The sequence below is a fragment of the Staphylococcus lloydii genome, from assembly GCF_015775975.1.
Lineage (GTDB): Bacteria > Bacillota > Bacilli > Staphylococcales > Staphylococcaceae > Staphylococcus > Staphylococcus lloydii.
Map to the genome: position 1 here is coordinate 633,231 of NZ_CP064056.1, position 21,298 is coordinate 654,528.

Sequence of the window (21,298 nt, forward strand, 5' to 3'; positions counted from 1 at the left end):
ATTATAATTAATATTGATCATATTTTTGGTTAGCCATTAAACGTAGCGGCCCATTAAAAATTATTTTGAATAAAATATCTGACAAATCGTCGACACTCATTCGATTATCGTCTTGCACCCAGTGTTTTATAAACGAAATGGTAGCGCCTGAAACATAACTATGGAAATAATCTAGCGGAATACCTGCAATTTGGTTTTCGCTTGTGATATGTGTACGCATATTATTAAACATGAGCTGACTTATTTTGCTTTCAATTTGGCTTTTACGCTCAAGACTTAATATGACCTTGTAAAAATCGATATTATTTCCGATATAAGACATAATATTTTTTAGTATATTTGAGGTGAATTCTTTAGCGAATGCTTCAGTTGATTCATATTTTGTGAGCAGGTAATCGAAGTTTAATTTTTCAGAGAGATGTGTTATATAGTCATCTTCCATTGAAGACAACAAGTCATACTTATCTACATAATGTAAATAAAACGTGCCTCTATTAATATCAGCTAATGTCGTAATATCTCTTATTGTGATTTTATCTAATTCTTGTTCTTGTAATAACTGAATAAACGCTTGTTTAATTGCATGTTTTGATTTTTTTATACGACGGTCTTCCATATTAATTCCTCCAGATAATGAACAATTTTGAGTTCATTGTTGATTTATGAACACAATGCACAATATTGATTATTGTCAGTACGTTTAAAACTATTATAATAGAACAGGTGATAGATATTCAACAGCGTGTTCAAAAACGTTTTCGTATAAGGAGGTAAATTAATTATGAATATTTTAAAAAGTAAATTACTATGGATCGCACCAATTGCAATCGTTATTATATTAGCAATTTTTTCAATTGCTTTTTATCCAGCATATAACCCAAAACCTAAAGCAGTGCCTATCGCAATCGTAAATCACGATAATGGTACAGCTATTCAAGGTAAAAATGTAGATATCGGTGGAAAATTAGTAGATAAATTAAAAGATAGTGATTCTAAATCTGTTAAATGGGTGGAAGTAGATAGTGAAAAAGAAGCTCAAAAAGGATTAGATAAACAAAAATATTATGGGGCAGCAATTTTAGAAAAAGACTTTTCAAAAAATGCGATGAGTAAAACGCAAAAAGTTGTAATGGATAGCAAGAAAGCTGAAATGAAAGAAAAGGTTGAATCTGGGGATATTCCACCAGAACAAGCGAAAAAAATGCAACAATCTGCACCTAAAAATGATGTTACTGTTAAACAAGCTAAGCTTAAAACAATAACTAATAGCGGTGCTAGTATGCAAGCATCTCAAATGGCTTCCAATGTTTTAAAAGGTATTGGTGACAATATTAATCAACAAATCACTAAGCAAAGTATTGGTACATTAGAAAAACAAGACGTCAAAGTGAGTGCAAAAGATATTAATGATATCACGAATCCTGTAAAAGTTAACGATACAAAAGTTAATAAAGTTAAAGACCATCAAGGTAGCGGCAACGCACCATTCTTAATGTTTATGCCAGTATGGATGAGTTCTATTGTAGGATCAATTTTATTATTCTTTGCATTCAGATCTAGTCATAATATTACAATTGTTCAACGTGTATCAGCTACGTTAATACAATTTGTAGGTGCAATTCTAACTGCATTTATTGGCGGCTTTGGGTATGTTTACTTTATGTCTGGCGTCCAAGGATTTAATTTCGACGATACTAGCAAAATTGCACTCTTTATATCAATTGCAATACTAAGCTTTATGGGCTTAATAATGGGCGTAATGACTTGGTTAGGACTTAAATCAATTCCTATTTTCTTCATTGCAATGTTCTTTAGTATGCAATTAGTGACATTACCAAAACAATTATTACCTAAATTTTATCAAGATTATATTGTCGATTGGAATCCATTCACACACTATGCTAACTCTTTAAGAGAATTAATCTATATGCATCAACCAATAGAATTAAATAGCACAATGTGGATGTTTATTGGCTTTATGATATTCGGTGTGATTTCATCACTTATAGCGACTATAGTGAGAAAACATAGCGACAAAAAAACTGAGATTCCTTCATAATATAAAATATTTGAGCTGCGTTATAGAATATTGTTTATTCTATAATGCAGCTTTTTTATTTTGTAATATCATTACAGAATGATTGAGCTATGACCTATACAATCTTTAACTTATCTTAACAGTATCTTAACAAAAGTCAGATATAATTTAAGTAGTTAACAAATAATTTAAAGAGGTGGGGCGATGAATTCTTTTGCGATGGAAATTCTGTTTACTTTTATTGGTGGACTTGGAATTTTCCTGTACGGTATTAAACAAATGGGTGACGGTCTGCAAGCTTCGGCGGGCGATAGACTGAGGAGTATCTTAAATCGTTTTACAAGCAATCCATTAATGGGTGTGCTTGCAGGTATGGTCGTTACAATTTTAATTCAAAGTAGTTCTGGGACTACGGTAATTACGATTGGTTTAGTGACTGCCGGATTTATGACAATGAGACAAGCCATTGGCGTTGTAATGGGAGCTAACATAGGTACAACGGTTACAGCATTTATAATTGGTATTGATATTGGTGCTTATGCACTTCCTATATTAGCCATTGGGGCATTTTTAATATTCTTTATTCATAAGAGAAAAGTTAAAAATATTGGTATGATTTTATTTGGTTTCGGTGCATTATTTTATGGACTCGAATTGATGAGTTCAGCAGTTAAACCTTTAGCAAATTTAGATGGCTTTAATAAAATTATGCTCGATATGTCTTCAAATCCTGTTTTAGGCTTATTAGCTGGAACATTATTAACAGTTGTTATTCAAAGTTCAAGTGCTACTATCGGTATCTTACAAGGATTTTACGCAAATGATTTAATTTCATTACACGGTGCATTACCGGTACTTCTCGGCGATAACATAGGTACAACGATTACTGCAGTATTGGCTAGCTTAGCAGGCTCAATTGCTGCTAAACGTGTCGCGATGGTACATGTATTATTTAACGTTATCGGTGCTACAATTTTTATTATCATTTTACCATTATTTCAAAGTGCCATGGTATGGGTTCAAAAAACACTTAGCATGAAGCCAGAAATGGTAATTGCGTTTGCTCATGGTTCTTTCAACGTAACTAATACGTTAATTCAATTACCTTTTATCTTTGTACTAGCATGGATAGTGACGAAAATTATTCCAGGCGACGACATTCACGAAAAATTTCAACCACGTATTCTGGATAAAAATTTAATTAACAGAGCACCAAGTATTGCATTACAAGAGGCGCAAGATGAAATACAACATTTAGGACAAATGTCATACTCGTTGTTAGAAAATGTAAAATACTATGACGATAAGACGAAAAAAGATATAGAACAAAAGCAAGCAGTTGTCGAAAATATGTATGATAATATACGCCAGTATTTAACAAAAATATCAGAGAAAAAGTTATCAGCAAAAGACGCAGAACGTATGTCAGTATTATTTGATGTTAATAAAGCGGTAGTAAAAGTGGCATCGTTATCACAACAATATTTTAATATAATAGAACAACAACGTACTGATAAAATTCATATTTCTGAAGAAGCGCAACAAAGTATTAATCAATTGTATGATCACGTTACAGTTTCTTTTAATAAAACAATAAACAATTTTAATGTATATGATCATATAACAAAAGAAGAAATCGTAAAACGTAGTAAAGATTCATATGGACTAGAACATGAATTAAGAAAACAACATATTCAACGCTTGAGTTCTGGTGATTGTTCACCTGAAGGGGCAATATTATACTTGGATATGATTTCAGTGTTAGAGCGTATAGGCTATCACGCGAGAAATATTTCAGAAGGCATGATTAATTACAATTATCTTGAACATACAGATTTTAATCATTCAAACACATGGGAGCTAGAAACCACTTGATAAAATTTTAAAACGCGCGCATTATGCAATTATACTAAATTATATTTTTTACATGCGTTTTATAAATAATCACACACATAATAATACAGAGTGAGTTGCTCTCTAAAAAGCACGAACCAACACTTTAGGTTCGTGCTTTTTTATTTAAATAATTATTAATCATATGTACTAATATAAAATATTAAACACAAAAGAAAACGTTTCCATTGCAATGTATGAATTATTTATCTTACAATCATTTTATAAAAGTTTTTTTGGAGGTATACATATGTCAATTTTGGATAAGTTTAAATTAGATAATCAAGTTGCTATCGTTACGGGTGGTGCTTCTGGGTTAGGAAAAGCTATGGGCAAAGGCTTAGCAGAAGCGGGTGCGCATTTAGTAATAGCAGATATTAATTTAGAACAAGCACAAACTACTGCAGATGAATTTACTAATGACACGGGCAATAAAGCCATTGCTTGTAAAGTAGATGTAACGAATGTCGACGACGTTTATCAAATGGTTGAAGATGTTAAAAAAGAATTTGGTAGAATTGATATTTTATTTAATAATGCCGGCATAAATGAACATGTAAAATTTGAAGATATGCCATATGATAGATGGGTTAAAAATATGGATGTAAACATCAATAGTATGGTATTAGTATCGCAAGCGGTAGGCGAAGTAATGATTGAACAAAAACGTGGATCTATCGTAAATACATCTTCAATGTCTGGTATTATCGTAAATACGCCTCAACCACAAGCGGCATATAATACCTCTAAAGGTGCAGTAATTATGTTTACAAAAAGCTTAGCTAACGAATGGGCAGAACATAATATCAGAGTGAATACGATTGCGCCAGGTTATATGAAAACTGAACTCACTAAAGATTACTTTGCTCAAGGTGGAGAAATGATTGATACATGGATGAAATTCACACCTATGGGTCGACCAGGTGTGCCAGAAGAATTACAAGGTGCAGCATTATATTTAGCATCTGATGCGTCATCATTTGTGACAGGTAGTATTGTAACGATTGATGGTGGTTATACGGCTCTATAATTAAATAGCTATACAATAAAAGCTCAAACCAGAATTTAGTTTTAAATCTGGTTTGAGCTTTTTTAATTGTGTTTATGTTACTCAGCTATTGTTATTTTAAATGGAACATCAGACAACCATTTACTATTAGGCTTTTTATTGGTGATTACTTCGTCGATGTCATTTAATTTGGCAAATGATAAGGTTGAAGAAACGTCAAACTTACTATGATCTATAAGTGCGATGACTTTATCACTTTCTTGAACCATTTGTTTTTTTAATTGTACTTCTGGTAATGAAAAATCCGTTAAACCATTTTGTAATGTCAGACCGTTTGCTGATAGGAAGAAATAATCGATATGATACATTTCTAAAATTTGTGAATCAATATTACCTGTAATTGCATTGGAATCTTGTGATACAAAACCGCCAACGATAAGCACAGTTAAATGTGGATTTTCTTTTAATAAAACAGCGTTTTCTAAGCCATTAGTAATTATAGTTAATTCCATTGTCGTTTCGGCGAGTAATTTAGCTAACTCATACGTAGTAGAACTAGCATCTATCATGATGCATTGTTGTGGTTGAATTTTATTAATGGCGTTTTGGCTAATATGGTGTTTTTCGTCATGTCTTTGTGTTAAACGATATGAAAAGTTAAGTTTAGAACCCATATTTTCATTTACCTTCGCTCCACCATGTGTACGAATTAACTTATTTTCACTTTCTAATCTTCGTAAGTCACTTCTAACCGTTGCTTCAGTTACGCTTAAATAATTTGATAGTTGTTTTACAGTAGCCCTTTTATGAGATTTTATATATGTATAAATATTTTCACGTCGTTCATCTGCATACATTTTCATTTGCGACACATCCTTAATTTTATCTTAATTCATTTTATATTATTACTCAATATGTAAATACAAACAAACAAAAATGAAAATAAACGAAAAAATATTTGAAGAAAACGAAAAAATATATTAAAATAAAAATTGTAAATGAAAGCGTTTCCTAAAAATAAAAGGGAGTTGTATATTATGACAAAGAAAAATTATCCTGACACTATGAATGCGGTAGTAGCCTATGCGCCTGAAGATTACAGATATGAAACTGTTGAGACACCTACAATTGAAAATGGTAAAGAAATTATAGTGAAGGTTGAAGCATGTGGTATTTGTGCAGGTGATATTAAAGCTTATGGTGGCGCGCCAAGTTTCTGGGGTGACGAAACGCAACCGTCATACATTAAAGCACCAATGATTCCTGGCCATGAATTTATTGCGCGTGTCGTAGATAAAGGGGACGAAGTAACAGACTATGAAGTAGGGGATAGAGTAATTTCTGAACAAATCGTTCCTTGTTGGAATTGTAGATTCTGTAACCGTGGAGAATATTGGATGTGTGAAAAACACGATCTATACGGTTTCCAAAACAATGTTAACGGCGGTATGGCTGAATATATGAAATTTACTAAAGAAGCTATTAACTATAAAGTTCCAGAAGATTTACCAATTGAAAAAGCGGCTTTAATCGAACCTTATGCATGTAGTTTGCATGCAGTACAACGTGCCAATATTAAATTAGGCGACTTTGTCGTTTTATCTGGCGCAGGTACATTAGGCTTAGGTATGGTAGGTGCAGCTAAAAAAGCTGGTGCTGAAACATTAGTAGTATTAGATATGAAAGACGACCGTTTAGATTTAGCTAAAAAATTCGGTGCTGACATCGTAATGAACCCAGCTAAAGTTGATGTAGTAAAAGAAATTAAAGATATGACAGAAGGTTATGGTTGCGATACTTATATTGAAGCAACTGGTCATCCTAAATCAGTTGAGCAAGGATTAAGCGCGATTAGAAAATTAGGTAGATTTGTTGAATTCTCAGTATTTGGTGATCCTGTAACTGTAGATTGGAGTATTATATCTGACCGTAAAGAGTTAGACCTTATGGGTAGTCATTTAGGACCTTATTGTTACCCACTTGTTATTGATGGCATTCAAAACGGTGATTTCCCAACTGAAGGTGTAGTAACTCATAAATTACCTCTCGAAAAATTTGAAGAAGGATTCGAGTTAATGAAAAAAGGCGACAAATCACTAAAAATTGTCTTAGAACCATAAACATCAAAGAAGAATATAGCTTCAATAAAGGAGAGAGTAATAAATGAAGAAAATGATAAATAATCCGGATAATGTTATCGATGAGTTAATGACAGGATATCTTGCGGCTTATCCAGAATACATTAGAAGATCATCTTTACATCAACGTGCCCTTATCGGTACTAAACGACATGAAAAAAGAAAAGTAAGTGTGTTAATTGGTGGCGGTTCTGGTCACGAACCTGGATTTTTAGGTTATGTCGGTAAAGGTATGGCAGATGGTGTTGCGGTAGGTAACATCTTTGCCTCTCCTTCACCAATCCCTATTCAAGCTGTTACGAGAGAAATTAGTCAAGGTCACGGTGTACTTTATATTTATGGTAACTACGCTGGTGATTTAATGAACTTTGAAATGGCTAGTGAAATGACTGAAATTGAAGATGACATCCAAACTGAAGTTGTTATCGGTAATGATGATGTAGCATCTTCTAAAGATATAGATGATAGACGTGGTATCGCTGGTGAATTATTGGTATTCAAAGCGGCTGGTGCAGCGGCAGACTTTGGCTATGATTTATCAGAAGTTAAACGCATTGCACAATTAGCCAATGATAATACACGTTCTATGGGTATCGGACTTAGTCCTTGTTACTTACCTCAAACTGGTAAGCCAAGCTTTGATTTAGAAGACAATGAAATGGAAATTGGACTTGGGCACCATGGCGAACCGGGGATTGAAAAAACTACGATTCGTACTGCTAAAGAAACGGTTAACGTGATCATGAAAAACATTCTAAATGAAGGACTATACAAAAGTGGTGATGAAGTAGCAGTGTTAGTGAATGGTTTAGGTGCTACTTCACAAATGGAATTATACATCATTAACAAAGAAGTGAATGAAATATTAGAAGAAAAAAATATCGTTACTTACAAATCCTACGTAGGTAATTTCATTACATCAATGGAAATGGGCGGCTTTTCGGTAACATTGATGAAGTTGGATGACACATTGAAATCATGTCTTGCACATCCAGTAGATTGCCCTAATTTTAAAGAAGTGTAGGTGGAATGATGACATTAACAAGTAATGATTATAAAGCATATATTTTAGCTTTAACGGAATTATTTGCGACAAAAAAGGATTACCTATGTGAATTAGATAGAAAAATTGGTGACGGTGACCATGGTGTAACAATGAATATTGGTTATCAAGCAGTCAAAGACACTGTAGAACAAGAACTACAAGAGCAAAATGATATTGCTAAAATTAGCGTTGCTGTAGGTAAAAGCTTTTTAGATGCGGTCGGTTCTTCAGTAGGGCCATTGTATGCTTCAGGTTATTTAAAAGCTGCAGTTGCTGTTAAAAATCAGACTGAACTTGATGATGATGGTTTATTTGATTTTTGGATTTCTTTCAGTAAAGGCATTAAAGATAGAGGGAAAGCAAAAATCGGTGATAAAACTATGATAGATACACTAGAACCATTTTACACAACCTTAGAGGAACAACGTTCTAATGGTCTGTCTTTCTCAGAAGCATTTGGAAAAGCATTAGAACATGCGAAAAAAGGAATGGAAAGTACAAAAGATATCGTTTCAAATAAAGGACGCTCAAAACGTTTAGGATATCGTTCACAAGGACATGTTGATCCAGGTGCGATGTCAGCATACTTAATGTTAGAAACATTTCAGTCCTTTGCTAAATAAAAATAAGTAATAAATATAAGGAGGCACAAGACGATGAAAATTGCTATAGGTGCTGATCACAACGGTTATGATTTAAAAGAAGCGGTAAAAAAACAAGTTGAAGACATGGGTCATGAAGTGGAAGATTTTGGTTGCCATCATTGTGCAGAAACAGATTACCCTGATGTTGCTGCAGAAGTTGGTAAAAGTATTCAACAAGGAAATAATGAACGAGGTATTTTAATTTGTGGTACTGGCATCGGTGTTGCCATAGCTGCAAATAAAGTTAAAGGTATTAGAGCAGCAATGGCACATGACGTATACTCTGCAGAACGTGCACAATTAAGTAATAATGCTCAAATTTTAACTATGGGCGCACAAATTATTGGTGTTGAAGTAGCTAAGAAAAATGTAGAAGCTTACTTAAATGTTGCATGGGAAGGCGGTTCTCAACGTAAAGTTGATAAAATCGTAGATATAGAAGCATCTGAAGCTGAATAGTAACTTGAAAAATGACAAGTAGAAGCATAGTTTAATAAAGCATAAAAGGACAAAACCTATCATTGGTTTTGTCCTTTTTGTGTTTTATAAGTCTTAAAAATGTAATAGCTTTATGTCCAAAACATGACAAATTTTAAAATGTATTGTTCATAAAACTTTTCTTATATATTATTAAATTGTATGTAATAAACAAGTGAACGGAGGCTCAAAAGTGTCTTTAAAAAATAACTTTTCCATGAAGTTATATTTGGTATTTTTTGTAGCGTTAATTTGTTTAACAATATTTTCAACACACAACGCATCTGCACATGCGACGTTGGAAAAAGTAACGCCTCAAGAAAACAGTATAGTTAAATCACAACCTAAACAGATAGAATTACAATTTAACGAGCCTGTTAATACAAAATACTCTAGCATTACTATTTATGATGATAGTGGTCATGAGATTGATCAAGTTAAACCTAATTCTACTGGACATAATAAAACATTAGCATTTGATGTTGATCAATTAAAAAAAGGAACGCACAAAATAAAATGGCATGCCATGTCAGCTGATGGCCATGAAGTAGGCAACCAATTTGAATTTTCTATTGGTAAAAAAACAGCTAATAATGTAGATACAACACCGCCATTTTTTGAAACTGCAGCATTTTGGTTTGGCTTTTTACGCTTTTTAGCAGAAGGATCTATGATTATACTAATAGGTCTATTCTTAGTTAATAAAATGGCTAATAAAAAAGGTCTGCCAGAATTTAATGTGATTCCTAAATATCGTTCTGCAATTTGGATGATTATAGGCGTTACATTTATGACATGTTTAGTATATTTGATGTCACTTACTTCAGATGTAAGTAGTCAAATACTAACGTTAAATATAGAGACGTTACTGCAAGTCCCTTTATTATTGTCATTATTAGCTATTATTGTTCTGCTAATTTTATTTAGTTTGAAAAATATGTTGGAGAGCTGGTACATACTGATCGCACTTATGGTATTAGTCGTTTTGAGTATGTCAGGTCACGCTTTTGCACAGCAATTTCCTATATGGTCAATAATCATTCGCACAATGCATTTATTAGGTATGTCGATTTGGTTAGGTGCATTAGTTTATCTGTTTTGTGTAACACTTAATAACAAAACGAACCAACTATTGAATCTTAAAAAGTTTTTATTAAAAGTTAATAGTATAGCCGTATTGATGATTATTATATCTGGCATATTAATGGTGATTGATGAATCAAGCATATTAAATGTATTTAATCATCTTCAGACGTGGTCAGTGTTAGTAATTGTTAAAATTTTAGGAGTTATTGCAATGATGTGTCTTGGCGCTTATCAGACTACGCGTGCGTTAAGTCGTCAATATACGAACAGATCAATGTTATCACTAGAAATAATTATAGGTATCATACTCATAGTTGCAGGTATTATTATGAGTCAAATTAATATACCAACTTAAAGGAGAAGAAATATGAAAAAAATAGTAGTAACTATCGTAGCATTTATTGTTGTTTTAAGTATGTCTAAAGTTGCCGATGCGCACGTAACACTAAATCCTAATACAAGTAAACCCGGATCTTATGATAAATATGATGTGAGAGTACCTGTAGAAAAAGATGAAAATACGACAAAAGTTGAACTGAAAGTGCCTAAAGGTTTAAATGTAGTCGGAGTTGAGCCAGTAAACGGTTTTGACCATAAATTTACTAAAGATAAAAAAGGTAATATAACTAAAATTACTTGGGAAGCAACTAATGGTGGCATTAAACCTAATGAATTTATCGATTTACCAATTCAAGTAGCTAACCCTGATAAAGAAGGTAAATTCAAATGGGACGCTTACCAAACATACAAAAATGGTGATGTTGTAAAATGGACAGGTAATGAAAAGTCTGAGACGCCTGCGCCCGTTACTGCTGTAAGTAAATCAAGTAATAGCGAACAAGGAAATGAACAAGGTGACGCTTCACAAAGTAATGTAGCACTATGGATAGTATCTATTATTGCGATTATCTTATCGTTAATTGCTATATTTAAAAAATCTCGTAAATCATAAAGAAAAGTGCTATCGTTAGTAATGAGGTAGATAAACTATTCGGTGGTTTATCAAATTAGGAGGGTCATCGATGCGTAGAATTTTATATGCATTTTTAATCTATACGGTAATTGGTTTAATCAGTGGCTTTTATTATAGGGAATTAACTGTTGCACATCATTTTACTGGTGATACGCAGTTAAAAGTTTTACACACGCATTTATTAATGCTAGGGATGTTTATGCATTTAGTGTTACTGCCATTTGAAAAACTGTTTAAATTATCTAGTTATTATCTCTTTAATTGGTTCTTTATCATTTATAATCTGGGTGTCTTATTTACGGTAGGTATGATGTTTATGAAAGGTACTTACCAAGTGATAGGGAAAACAGTACCTGAATCATTCGCTGGGTATGCAGGTATTGGTCATACAGTACTGACAGCTGGATTTGTATTATTATTCTTTTTACTCAAAAATGCATTAATAAAAGATCCAAGAGATTAATATTTAAAATTAACAAAGAGTTAGGTTAGCATTCCTAACTTAAAAAAAGCAACTCATTTTACTGATTTAATCAGGTGAAAATGAGTTGTTTTTTTATTCTCGCTACTTTTTTAAGTGATCTGGCACAAGTTTATAATAAGGGACTGAAAAATTATCAAGTACAAGCATTTTTTAATTTAACAACTACTAATATGCCAAAAGTGACGAAATAATGAAAATACAATTACAACTAATTTGTACAATGGAGAAAATGTAAACGTTTATATTGATAATGGTTATCATTTGTAGGATAATGAATAATGAAATAGAGATAGTAAATTGGGAGGCTTATTATGAAGGACGTTACAATTATAGGTGGCGGTCCTGCGGGATTGTTCGCTAGCTTTTATGCTGGTTTACGAGGAATGGATGTCAGTATAGTCGATGCCCAAGATAAATTGGGTGGTAAAATGCATGTCTACCCAGAAAAAATTATCTGGGATATTGGTGGTTTAGCGCCAAAACCATGTTATCAAGTTATTAAAGATACAGTTGCGCAAGGACTACATTTTAATCCTGACGTATATCTTGAAGAAACTGTAACTGATATTAGAAAAATAAGTGAACGACACTTCGAAATTGAAACACAAAAAGGTAATGTATACAGTACTAAATCAGTGATTATTGCTATTGGTGGGGGTATCATCAACCCTAAGCAATTAGATATTAAAGACGCAGAGCGTTATAAATTAACTAATTTACACTACGTTGTGCAATCACTGAAAAAGTTTAAAGATAAGGATATACTTATTTCTGGCGCTGGTAATTCTGCATTGGATTGGGCTAGAGATTTAAGTGGGTATGCGAAAAGCGTGACATTAGTCTACAGAAAAGCAGATATTTCTGGTTATGAAGCGTTGAAAAATATTTTAGAAGACTTAAATGTTAAAAAGCTACCTAACAGTCGTATTAACCAACTCATTGGCGATGACAAAGGTGAACGTATTGCACAAGTCGTATTGGAGAATATCGAAACGGGTGAAACTTATCAACAACAATTTGATGAAGTGATTGTCAGCCACGGCTTTGATAGGGAAAGCCCATTATTAGAACAATCTTCTGCAAAAGTCGATATGTTTAATGAATACCAAATTAAAGGCTTTGGTAATACTACTACTAGTATCGATGGTTTGTTTGCTTGTGGCGATATAGTGCATCATGATGCAAAGGTTCATCTTATTGCAAGTGCATTTAGTGATGCTGGCAATGCAGCGAATCTAGCTAAAAGTTATATAGAACCGGATGCCCCACGTGAAGGTTATGTATCAAGTCACAATGACGTCTTTAAAGAATCAAATAAAATGGTTATGAAAAAATATTTATAATATCAATTAAAGTATTAATATTGTAAGACAAGTCAGACCGTGTGCTATGGTATAGTCACAGATGATTTGTCTTATTTTTTAGGAGTGATATGAATATGATTAATGTAAAACACGAAGCACCTTCAGTTGATGACTATTGTAACTTAAGAAAAGTTGCAGGAATGAGTGAAAAAACACCATCAGCGGCAAAAAAAGGCTTGAGTAATGCTTGTTTCGATGTAGTTATTTATGACGATAATCGTGCAATTGGCATGGGTCGCGTTATCGGTGATGGAGGTACAGCATTTCAAATTATAGATGTAGCAGTCGATCCTCAATATCAAGGGTTGGGGTATGGCAAAATGATTATGACACATGTTAAAGATTATATTGATTCCGTTGCCGAAAGTTCGAGTTATGTCAGTTTAATTGCTGATTATCCGGCAGACAAACTGTATCAACAATTCGGATTTCAATCTACAGAACCAAATTCAGGTGGCATGTATTTATTATATTAATCATTGAATTATTAGTAGTGCCAATTGCGACAGCAATATTACTTATATTTGCTAAACAATAATCTAAATATAACAAAAAAAACGCTATAAACTATGAAAGTTTATAGCGTCTTTTCTTGTCTAGAATTATTTAATATTAGCGTCAGTTGCATTCGTTCTTGAACGTAAGTCAGCTTCAATTTCTTCTAAGCTACGGCCTCTCGTTTCAGGTAAATATTTAATGACAAATATTAACGCTATAATACCGATAACTGCGAAGATTAAGAAGACTTGTTCAACTGGTAGAACGTCAGTCAATATAGGGAATAACTGTGCTACCAATAAACTACCGATTGATAAGATTAATGCTGCAAAACCAGTTGCGGCACCACGTGCACGCATAGGGAATAATTCTGGTAACATAACCCATAATACTGGTCCCCAAGTGAAACCAAAGAAAATAATAAATAATGTTAAACATAAAATAATAATCCATGCAGACGATTGAATACCAATCATCCAAATTAAGATTGCCATAATTAGTAATGAAGCAACCATACCACTATTACCGATAACTAATAACTTTTTACGATCAATTTTGTCGATAATAAATATTGCAACGATAGTAATAAGTACATTGACGGTACCTATACCAACTGTACCTAAGATTGAAGTTGCATCGCCTAATCCTGCTTTACTAAAAATTGAAGGTGCATAATAAATAATGGCATTAATACCAATGATTTGCTGGAATAGGGCAAAGAGTGAACCAATGATTAGCGTTGGGCGTAACCATGGAGATTTTAAAACTTGCCATGTACTTTCAGAAATGCGATTTATTTCTTTCATATCAGCAATTTCTTTATTAATTTCATTTTCGTTAAATGTCATTTTCATGACGTCTCTAGCAGCTTGTTCACTTTTATGTTCTAATAGCCATCTTGGACTCTCAGGCATAAATGCTACACCGATTAATAGTATCAGTGAAGGGATTACTGCTAAACCTAACATCCATCTCCAACCATCGATTGGTGTAAATGCATAGTTAATTAAATATGAAGCTAAAATACCGATTGTAATCATTAATTGGTTTAATGAACTTAATGAACCCCTTTGTTCTGTAGGAGCCATTTCTGATAAGTAAACTGGTACGATAGCAGTAGAACCGCCGACTGCTAGACCTATAACTAAACGACCAATAACTAATACTGGCATTGAAGGTGCTAACGCTAAAATAAGGGCACCGACAATATAGACGATTGCAATAATAAAGACGACACGTCTACGTCCTAACTTATCTGACATTGGGCCACTAGCGCCTGAACCGAATATTGCCCCAACTAACATTGAAGCTACGACTAGGCCTTCAGTAAAACTATTGAGCGGAATATCATTTTTAATAAATAATAAAGCACCGGATATAACTCCCATATCATATCCATATAGTAAACCACCTAGAGCGCCTAGAAAGAAAATCAATTTTTTGTTTATTTTAATTCCCATATTAAAACCCCTCTCGATTGTTTCAACCACAGTAAAGTATACGCTTTCATAAGTTAGATGTAAATGTTAAAGTATAACTAATTTATATAGTTTTAAATCTTAGTAAATATATATAAAAAGAAAATTTTAATTAATATTGTTATCAGCTAAGTAAAAATATTGCTATAAAAAAAGAAATGACAACTTCCATTTAATGAAAGTTGTCATTTCTCATATATTATAAATAATTTGTGTGATGAATGAGCTATTAATTATTAAAGTCTATAATAATTCTACCTTTATTATTATGATCAAGTACGTTTTGAATACCTTGTTCAATATCATCGAATGTAATGACTTGTTTAATATCATGTAGTTGTTTTGGTTTTAAGTCTGTAGCAAGTCTTCTCCAAATTAATTGGCGACGCTTCATTTTAGTATAAACAGAATCAATACCAAAGATGTTAATACCTCTTAAAATAAATGGAAATACAGAACTAGTAAATTTATCGCCACCAGTCATACCGATAGTTGCAACACTACCATTATAATCGATATGTTTTAGGATTTGAGCTAAACCTTCCCCACCAACTGGGTCGATTGCTGCTGCCCAAGTGCGAGAACCGAGTGGTTTACCATCATTTTCATTAATGCGGTCAATGACTTCTTTAGCACCTAATGAAGTTAAAGTATCATGTGCATCTGTTTTGCCAGAACTTGCGATAACTTTAAAGCCGATTGAATTTAACATCATAACGGCTAGCGTACCAACGCCTCCTGAGGCACCGCGAACTAATACTTTTCCATCTTCAATAGATAAACCGTTATGTTCTAAAGTTTCAATCGCTAAACCTGCAGTGTAACCAGCTGTACCGTAAATCATCGCTTCTTCTAAAGTAAGATTTTTAGGTAATCGAACAATCCAATCTTCTTTTACACGGGCATATTCACTGAAACCACCATAATGAGAAATGCCTAAATCGAATCCAGTGACGATTACTTCGTCGCCTTCTTCAAAAGCGTGACTGTCTGAAGAAGCCACTACACCTGCTAAGTCAATGCCAGGTACCATTGGATAGTCGCGGACTATTTTATTGTTATCTACAGTTGCTAATGCATCTTTATAATTAATACCTGAATATTTAACTTTTATTAATACTTCTCCTTCAGGTAAATCATCAATTGTTATATCTTTAAATTGAGAGCTTACTTTGCCGTCTTGTTCATCGACCACAAAAGCTTTAAATGTTTCAGTCATTGCTCTATGGCACTCCTTTATGTAAATAAAATTTATGAACAGTAAAAAAACTATTGCCACAATATCATGAAAAAATACGATTCACAATAAGACTAATTTTATTTTTTTACAGTAAATGTACAAGTTCATATAAAAATAATACTATCATTTATACAACCGTTTAATTATAAAATATACAAGTAACTTACACAATGGTAGATTTTAAATTATTAATAAAAGTAATGTTAATTGTGATTGTAATTGAAATAGTTTTATTAAATATATAATATATTGGTATATTTATTAAAACTAACAAAGGGAATGGGTGAACTGTATGACTTACAAAATAAAAAAAGTAAAATCAACAGAATTACAATTATTAAAAGATATTGGCATAAAAACATTCCTTGATACTTTTGAGGACAGTTATAGTGAAGAAGATTTCCAAAGTTATTTTGATTCGGCATTTACGATTGATAAATTAGCTGAAGAACTAGAAGACAGAAATTCAGAAACATATTTTTATTTGGTAGATGATAACGTAGTAGGCTATTTCAAATTGAATATTGGCGAGGCACAAACTGAACCAATGGGAGAACAATATTTAGAACTACAACGAATTTATTTTTTAAAAGAGGCTCAAGGCGGGGGTAAAGGCGCAAATGTTATTAACTATGTCGTTGAGCGTGCGATGTCCTTAAATAAATCATATATTTGGTTAGGCGTTTGGAAACATAATGAACAAGCATTGAAGTTCTATAAAAAACATGATTTTCAAGTAACCGGAGAACACCGTTTCGTTACTGGAGATACAGTCGATTTAGATTTAGTTATGGAGAAATCTGTTAAAAGTTAACATGCTAATTCAAAAAGAAACCAAGCTTAAACAGATAAAAATATAGTGTTGTTTGTATAGTGTTCAAATATATTGAGTTATAGTTACAATTTTAATTTCATTTAAATATTATTAAAATTTTTAGTATTTACGTTTATATAAAAAATTTTAGTGTATAAAATAGTTAAGCTTACCAAATAGCCACATAGGCCAACGTAAAAAAGGGGCAATACATATTATGTTTGGCACAGAAGTAAGCATATTAATGAGGAGGTTGTATTCTATGAAAAAACTTTTGGCAGGTATTTTAACACTATCATTGGCACTTGCAGCATGTTCTAACGGTGACAATGGTAGCAGTAGTAAAGACGATTCTAATAAAGATAAATCGTCTAGTTCAGACAAAGATAAAGATTCAAACAAAGATAACAAGAAGAATAACGATGATAGCTCTAAGTCTAACAAAGACAATGACAGTAAATCAAAAGATAGTAATAGCAATGACAGTTCATCTTCTAATGACAGCGATCAAGCTAGTAATAAGTCGAATAGCGACAGTAATAGCGACGCTTCGTCTTCAAGTAGTAGTAGCGATAATAATTCAAATGCTTCAGATGCTAACAATTCAAATGGTAATAGCAATACTAGCGGTAATGACAATAGTAATGCGAATAATAATACGAGCGCTAATGCTAATGCCAATTCAAGTGACAGTAATGAAAGCGCAAGTTCACAAAACGGTACAGCAAACAACAGTTCAAATGGTGAATATGTAGCACCTTACCAAGGACAAAATGCAGTGCCTGTAGCGCAAAACATTTCATCATCAAACGATAACTCACAACAAGCATTACGTAACTTACCTAATTTCCAAACTTCATTAGACCAAGCGACTAAAGAAGTAAATGGTTTAAATGGTCAGAATAATCCTTACAATGACTATGCAGTAGAAGGTAGTGACGGTAATTATAGTTATATCTTTAGTTTCCAAAACCAAGCACAACCAGGAACTTATGCAATTGCAACTGTAGATCAACAAGGCACAGTACGCATTGTCGATCCTGCATATCAGCAATAATTTTCAACTACAATATAAAAGCTGGTAAAGTCCTCATCATAGGCTTTACCAGCTTTTTTTATTTATGATAATTAATATGTTTATTAATAATATTTGAAAGTGTTTCGAAGGCGTGATTGTGATCATTTACAAATTCATTATTAGTTATTGCTGTCATTTGGAAGCTAACTAAATCATTGAGTAATGCTTTAGCGTCACTATATCTAACAGTGGCTAACGAATGCATAACATCTTCATAGACACCACGTTCAGCAATATATTGTTCATGATTAGGCGTATACTGACAAACTGTTTTATCCAACGTCAATGCATCAAAAATAATTGATGAATAATCAGTGAGCACAACATCTGCAATAAGTATTAAATCTTGTGTTTCTAAATTAGCTGGTGCAATAATCGCATTTTCCGGTAAATAATCAGAATTACTTTCGACGTGTCCCTTATAAATAACATTATATTTATTTAATAAGCCATCGTTAATAGGGAATAACTCTTCTTCGTCTGACGTTGATTTCCAAGTAGGTGCATATAAAAGAGTTGGTTTTTCAGTATCTAATTTTAATTCATGTTTTATAAATTGGATATAAGGTGCGTCAAATTGTTTGGCCAATAAATATTTCACTCTTGGATAACCACAACTTATGACATTTGTATGTTGTAACGGAAAAGCACTTTTGAAATAATCAACAATTTCATCACTATCACAAACTAAATAATCTTGTTGTAACCATTTATTGTATTTACGAGCACGGTAATTATAAATATTAAGATTTTGATATGGCTCATGGCTATCTAAAAATAATTTTTTAATCGGTGTGCCATGCCAGAGTTGAATGATAGTACCGTTGGGTTGCAGTGTATCCGGTATATAACTTTCTAATATTACAACTCTTGCTTCTTCTATGAGCGATTTAGCTTTAGGGTCATCTGGATTAATAAAATTTGGACCTTTAATATCATTTGTGATGAAATAAATAGGTATTTTAGCAAAGTGTTTAGCAAAATGATTAAATAAATAACGTGAGTTACCTCTAAAACCGTAATCAAAACCTAAAAATACGATATGGTCTTTTAGTTTATTGGCATTTTTTTCATAGATATAGCTTTGTTGTTGATGTTTCTTTACAAAGTGTCGATGTACGCTATTGAATATCCAATGAGGTAGTTTGAACTTTGTTTTTAAAAGTAATTTATCCACAAAACGTAAATTATCCGGTGCTAAAATGTCTTGTTGTTTGAAAGGCACTTTATGACCATGTATATATGCTAGTTTATTTAGATTGTATTTTGTCGTGTTTAAAAGTGAACAATTTTCAACAGTTGACCATACGTCACTAGAAGTGGCGAAATCTTGACTGAAGTTATAAACCACATGTGGGTCGACTGCTACTTCATCTTGTAATAATGAAATCATAGCTAAGTCAAAAATAGTATTAATATTGCGTGTGTTAAGTATTTCTATTGTTGTTGCTATATCATAGATAACATTAGGATAGTGATTAATATTCTCTATCCAATCATTAAATGTAATCGTCGTTTTACCGAAATAGCGACAATCGTTTCTATAGAATTGGTCTACTGTATAATCAGTAACAATAGTACATGGTTTTAGTTCAACAGCGTCTAACATATCCTCATAAAGAGAAATATTGTCAGATAATATAACAAAATGAGAATAGCCATCTTGTATAGCTTGTTCTAGTTGGCGTGTTAACTCTTGCCAACTTTCTATAGTTAATTGTTTAATCATAAATTATCTCTACCAATCTGTATTAATTAATTTTATTGCTATGATTTAGTGAATACTTTAATCATTCAACATAGTTAGAAATTGTGAATAAACGGCGTTTGGCTCATATGCTTTGACGGTTTTATAACCATTTTCCACAATTTCGGTGTCACTTTCTTTAGAAAGTAAGGATTGTAACTTGTTTGATAAAGCCATGATATCGCCTTGCGTCACTAGGTAGCCATTTTGCTCATTGTTAATTATAGACGTAGGGCCAACGATACCATCAAAACTTACTACCACACTGCCTTGATTCATCGCTTCTAATATAACCATTCCAAAGCCTTCGTTGCGAGACGGTATGACAGTAAATTTACTTTCTGCTAATTTTGTCGACAATGATTTGGTAGTCGGGTTTAACGAAATAATATCTGCCAAGTTAAATTGTTCAATTTGTTGTTGCAACTGAGTTCTTTCTTGACCTTCACCATAAATAGCTAACTTGTAATTTTGTTCGCGCATTACATTTTGTATATTATTGATGCTATTGATGAGTAAATCAAACCCTTTTTCATATTCTAGGCGTCCAGCAGCAATGATTAAATTGCGTTTACTTAATGATTGACGTGCTTCATTCAATACATTAGGAACGACATAAGTTGGTGTGTCTATTACAGATTCATAACGTTTTTTATCATTACGTGTTAATGTAGTTATTTTGTCTAAATGACGATATGTTTTTATGATTTGATCCTGATAAGCAGTAGGGTGGGCATCGAAATTCATGTGTTCCATACCTATCTTTTCTACATTTGCAGGCGCGTATTGTGTAATGAAAATATTAAAACTAGCGCGTGTGCCGATTAACACGTCTGTATCTACTGTTTTAATACTACGAATCATCTTGTTCTCAATGTAAGAAGAAAATTGATATAGCCCTGGTTCATGTTGAGATAATATACGTGGCTTATTGAATGGCGTGAGTTTTCTTAAACGATTATAAAATATATTTTTAACATTTGAAGGATGCAATTGGTAGTTTATTAATGCTGTGATTTCAACATTAGGGTGTAACTCAAAATAGGGTTTATTGCTTCCTTTAAAAACAGAAATAATTTTTACAGTATGTCCCTTTTGAGCTAATACATTAGCTAATTGTGATATTGATTTTACAGTACCACCCATAGCATAAATGTTGTGAGTGAAAAAAGTGATCGATTTCATTATTTATCCTCCAAAATAATAATGCTTAAAAGATAAGAGACACAAAGATTATTAAAATAAGCATTATTTTTATAAAGTACATAGTTAATATCATTAATTATATGAGA

Annotated in this window: 20 protein-coding genes; 14 read left to right on the forward strand and 6 right to left on the reverse strand. The window is 32.6% G+C overall.

Annotated features, from left to right (window positions below; translation table 11 throughout):
• Positions 1-7 precede the first annotated feature (7 nt).
• Positions 8-616 carry a TetR/AcrR family transcriptional regulator gene (locus tag ISP08_RS02850; RefSeq protein ID WP_195719305.1) on the reverse strand — a complete coding sequence of 203 codons (609 nt, stop codon included), beginning with the start codon at positions 614-616 and terminating at the stop codon, positions 8-10.
• Between the two features lie 165 nt (positions 617-781).
• Here ISP08_RS02850 and ISP08_RS02855 point away from each other — a divergent pair, with 165 nt between their 5' ends.
• The 3 genes from ISP08_RS02855 (at position 782) to ISP08_RS02865 (ending at position 4,961) form a co-directional block, all read left to right on the forward strand.
• Positions 782-2,059, forward strand: a complete 1,278-nt coding sequence (locus ISP08_RS02855) for a YhgE/Pip domain-containing protein (protein ID WP_195719306.1) — start codon at positions 782-784, stop codon at positions 2,057-2,059.
• A 183-nt stretch (positions 2,060-2,242) separates the two neighbouring features.
• Positions 2,243-3,913, forward strand: coding sequence for a Na/Pi cotransporter family protein (locus ISP08_RS02860; protein WP_195719307.1), 1,671 nt, complete (start codon positions 2,243-2,245; stop codon positions 3,911-3,913).
• A gap of 268 nt (positions 3,914-4,181) precedes the next feature.
• Positions 4,182-4,961 carry an SDR family NAD(P)-dependent oxidoreductase gene (locus ISP08_RS02865; protein WP_195719308.1) on the forward strand — a complete coding sequence of 260 codons (780 nt, stop codon included), beginning with the start codon at positions 4,182-4,184 and terminating at the stop codon, positions 4,959-4,961.
• Positions 4,962-5,038: 77 nt separating this feature from the next.
• On the opposite strand, the gene ISP08_RS02870 is transcribed toward ISP08_RS02865, so the two are convergent.
• Positions 5,039-5,803 carry a DeoR/GlpR family DNA-binding transcription regulator gene (locus ISP08_RS02870; protein ID WP_048793092.1) on the reverse strand — a complete coding sequence of 255 codons (765 nt, stop codon included), beginning with the start codon at positions 5,801-5,803 and terminating at the stop codon, positions 5,039-5,041.
• 174 nt (positions 5,804-5,977) lie between these two features.
• Between ISP08_RS02870 and ISP08_RS02875 the strand changes: the two genes are divergently transcribed.
• The 9 genes from ISP08_RS02875 (at position 5,978) to ISP08_RS02915 (ending at position 13,627) form a co-directional block, all read left to right on the forward strand.
• Positions 5,978-7,060, forward strand: a complete 1,083-nt coding sequence (locus ISP08_RS02875; protein WP_195719309.1) for an MDR/zinc-dependent alcohol dehydrogenase-like family protein — start codon at positions 5,978-5,980, stop codon at positions 7,058-7,060.
• A gap of 43 nt (positions 7,061-7,103) precedes the next feature.
• Entirely contained in the window at positions 7,104-8,102 is a 999-nt protein-coding gene (locus ISP08_RS02880; protein ID WP_195719310.1) for a dihydroxyacetone kinase subunit DhaK, read from the forward strand.
• Between the two features lie 8 nt (positions 8,103-8,110).
• Entirely contained in the window at positions 8,111-8,746 is a 636-nt protein-coding gene (dhaL, locus tag ISP08_RS02885) for a dihydroxyacetone kinase subunit DhaL (protein ID WP_195719380.1), read from the forward strand.
• A gap of 33 nt (positions 8,747-8,779) precedes the next feature.
• The gene (gene rpiB / locus ISP08_RS02890) at positions 8,780-9,226 is read left to right on the forward strand and encodes a ribose 5-phosphate isomerase B (protein ID WP_048793088.1); all 447 of its coding nucleotides are present in this window, start codon (positions 8,780-8,782) and stop codon (positions 9,224-9,226) included.
• 235 nt (positions 9,227-9,461) lie between these two features.
• The gene (locus tag ISP08_RS02895) at positions 9,462-10,685 is read left to right on the forward strand and encodes a copper resistance CopC/CopD family protein (RefSeq protein WP_195719381.1); all 1,224 of its coding nucleotides are present in this window, start codon (positions 9,462-9,464) and stop codon (positions 10,683-10,685) included.
• Positions 10,686-10,697: 12 nt separating this feature from the next.
• Entirely contained in the window at positions 10,698-11,282 is a 585-nt protein-coding gene (locus tag ISP08_RS02900; RefSeq protein WP_195719311.1) for a YcnI family protein, read from the forward strand.
• Between the two features lie 70 nt (positions 11,283-11,352).
• Positions 11,353-11,766, forward strand: a complete 414-nt coding sequence (locus ISP08_RS02905) for a DUF2871 domain-containing protein (protein WP_195719312.1) — start codon at positions 11,353-11,355, stop codon at positions 11,764-11,766.
• Between the two features lie 332 nt (positions 11,767-12,098).
• Positions 12,099-13,130 carry an NAD(P)/FAD-dependent oxidoreductase gene (locus tag ISP08_RS02910; RefSeq protein ID WP_195719313.1) on the forward strand — a complete coding sequence of 344 codons (1,032 nt, stop codon included), beginning with the start codon at positions 12,099-12,101 and terminating at the stop codon, positions 13,128-13,130.
• A gap of 95 nt (positions 13,131-13,225) precedes the next feature.
• Positions 13,226-13,627: a GNAT family N-acetyltransferase gene (locus tag ISP08_RS02915; protein ID WP_195719314.1), complete on the forward strand. Its 402-nt coding sequence runs from the start codon at positions 13,226-13,228 to the stop codon at positions 13,625-13,627.
• A gap of 126 nt (positions 13,628-13,753) precedes the next feature.
• Here ISP08_RS02915 and glcP read toward each other — a convergent pair whose 3' ends face one another.
• Both glcP and ISP08_RS02925 read right to left on the reverse strand, forming a co-directional pair.
• Entirely contained in the window at positions 13,754-15,109 is a 1,356-nt protein-coding gene (gene glcP / locus ISP08_RS02920; RefSeq protein WP_195719315.1) for a glucose transporter GlcP, read from the reverse strand.
• A 247-nt stretch (positions 15,110-15,356) separates the two neighbouring features.
• Positions 15,357-16,346: an acrylyl-CoA reductase family protein gene (locus ISP08_RS02925; RefSeq protein ID WP_195719316.1), complete on the reverse strand. Its 990-nt coding sequence runs from the start codon at positions 16,344-16,346 to the stop codon at positions 15,357-15,359.
• Between the two features lie 313 nt (positions 16,347-16,659).
• Here ISP08_RS02925 and ISP08_RS02930 point away from each other — a divergent pair, with 313 nt between their 5' ends.
• Positions 16,660-17,181, forward strand: coding sequence for a GNAT family N-acetyltransferase (locus ISP08_RS02930; RefSeq protein ID WP_195719317.1), 522 nt, complete (start codon positions 16,660-16,662; stop codon positions 17,179-17,181).
• A 262-nt stretch (positions 17,182-17,443) separates the two neighbouring features.
• A complete protein-coding gene (locus ISP08_RS02935) occupies positions 17,444-18,238 on the forward strand; it encodes a hypothetical protein (protein ID WP_195719318.1) in 795 nt (264 codons plus the stop codon).
• A 58-nt stretch (positions 18,239-18,296) separates the two neighbouring features.
• Here ISP08_RS02935 and ISP08_RS02940 read toward each other — a convergent pair whose 3' ends face one another.
• Positions 18,297-19,988: a CDP-glycerol glycerophosphotransferase family protein gene (locus ISP08_RS02940; RefSeq protein WP_195719319.1), complete on the reverse strand. Its 1,692-nt coding sequence runs from the start codon at positions 19,986-19,988 to the stop codon at positions 18,297-18,299.
• Positions 19,989-20,045: 57 nt separating this feature from the next.
• A complete protein-coding gene (locus ISP08_RS02945) occupies positions 20,046-21,191 on the reverse strand; it encodes a glycosyltransferase family 4 protein (RefSeq protein ID WP_195719320.1) in 1,146 nt (381 codons plus the stop codon).
• Positions 21,192-21,298: the final 107 nt, after the last annotated feature.

Coding starts and splice junctions, on each gene's coding strand:
- ISP08_RS02850 (WP_195719305.1), bottom strand. CDS start 616: ATGGAAGACCGTCGTATAAAAAAATCAAAACATGCAATTAAACAAGCG.
- ISP08_RS02855 (WP_195719306.1), top strand. CDS start 782: ATGAATATTTTAAAAAGTAAATTACTATGGATCGCACCAATTGCAATC.
- ISP08_RS02860 (WP_195719307.1), top strand. CDS start 2,243: ATGAATTCTTTTGCGATGGAAATTCTGTTTACTTTTATTGGTGGACTT.
- ISP08_RS02865 (WP_195719308.1), top strand. CDS start 4,182: ATGTCAATTTTGGATAAGTTTAAATTAGATAATCAAGTTGCTATCGTT.
- ISP08_RS02870 (WP_048793092.1), bottom strand. CDS start 5,803: ATGAAAATGTATGCAGATGAACGACGTGAAAATATTTATACATATATA.
- ISP08_RS02875 (WP_195719309.1), top strand. CDS start 5,978: ATGACAAAGAAAAATTATCCTGACACTATGAATGCGGTAGTAGCCTAT.
- ISP08_RS02880 (WP_195719310.1), top strand. CDS start 7,104: ATGAAGAAAATGATAAATAATCCGGATAATGTTATCGATGAGTTAATG.
- dhaL (WP_195719380.1), top strand. CDS start 8,111: ATGACATTAACAAGTAATGATTATAAAGCATATATTTTAGCTTTAACG.
- rpiB (WP_048793088.1), top strand. CDS start 8,780: ATGAAAATTGCTATAGGTGCTGATCACAACGGTTATGATTTAAAAGAA.
- ISP08_RS02895 (WP_195719381.1), top strand. CDS start 9,462: ATGAAGTTATATTTGGTATTTTTTGTAGCGTTAATTTGTTTAACAATA.
- ISP08_RS02900 (WP_195719311.1), top strand. CDS start 10,698: ATGAAAAAAATAGTAGTAACTATCGTAGCATTTATTGTTGTTTTAAGT.
- ISP08_RS02905 (WP_195719312.1), top strand. CDS start 11,353: ATGCGTAGAATTTTATATGCATTTTTAATCTATACGGTAATTGGTTTA.
- ISP08_RS02910 (WP_195719313.1), top strand. CDS start 12,099: ATGAAGGACGTTACAATTATAGGTGGCGGTCCTGCGGGATTGTTCGCT.
- ISP08_RS02915 (WP_195719314.1), top strand. CDS start 13,226: ATGATTAATGTAAAACACGAAGCACCTTCAGTTGATGACTATTGTAAC.
- glcP (WP_195719315.1), bottom strand. CDS start 15,109: ATGGGAATTAAAATAAACAAAAAATTGATTTTCTTTCTAGGCGCTCTA.
- ISP08_RS02925 (WP_195719316.1), bottom strand. CDS start 16,346: ATGACTGAAACATTTAAAGCTTTTGTGGTCGATGAACAAGACGGCAAA.
- ISP08_RS02930 (WP_195719317.1), top strand. CDS start 16,660: ATGACTTACAAAATAAAAAAAGTAAAATCAACAGAATTACAATTATTA.
- ISP08_RS02935 (WP_195719318.1), top strand. CDS start 17,444: ATGAAAAAACTTTTGGCAGGTATTTTAACACTATCATTGGCACTTGCA.
- ISP08_RS02940 (WP_195719319.1), bottom strand. CDS start 19,988: ATGATTAAACAATTAACTATAGAAAGTTGGCAAGAGTTAACACGCCAA.
- ISP08_RS02945 (WP_195719320.1), bottom strand. CDS start 21,191: ATGAAATCGATCACTTTTTTCACTCACAACATTTATGCTATGGGTGGT.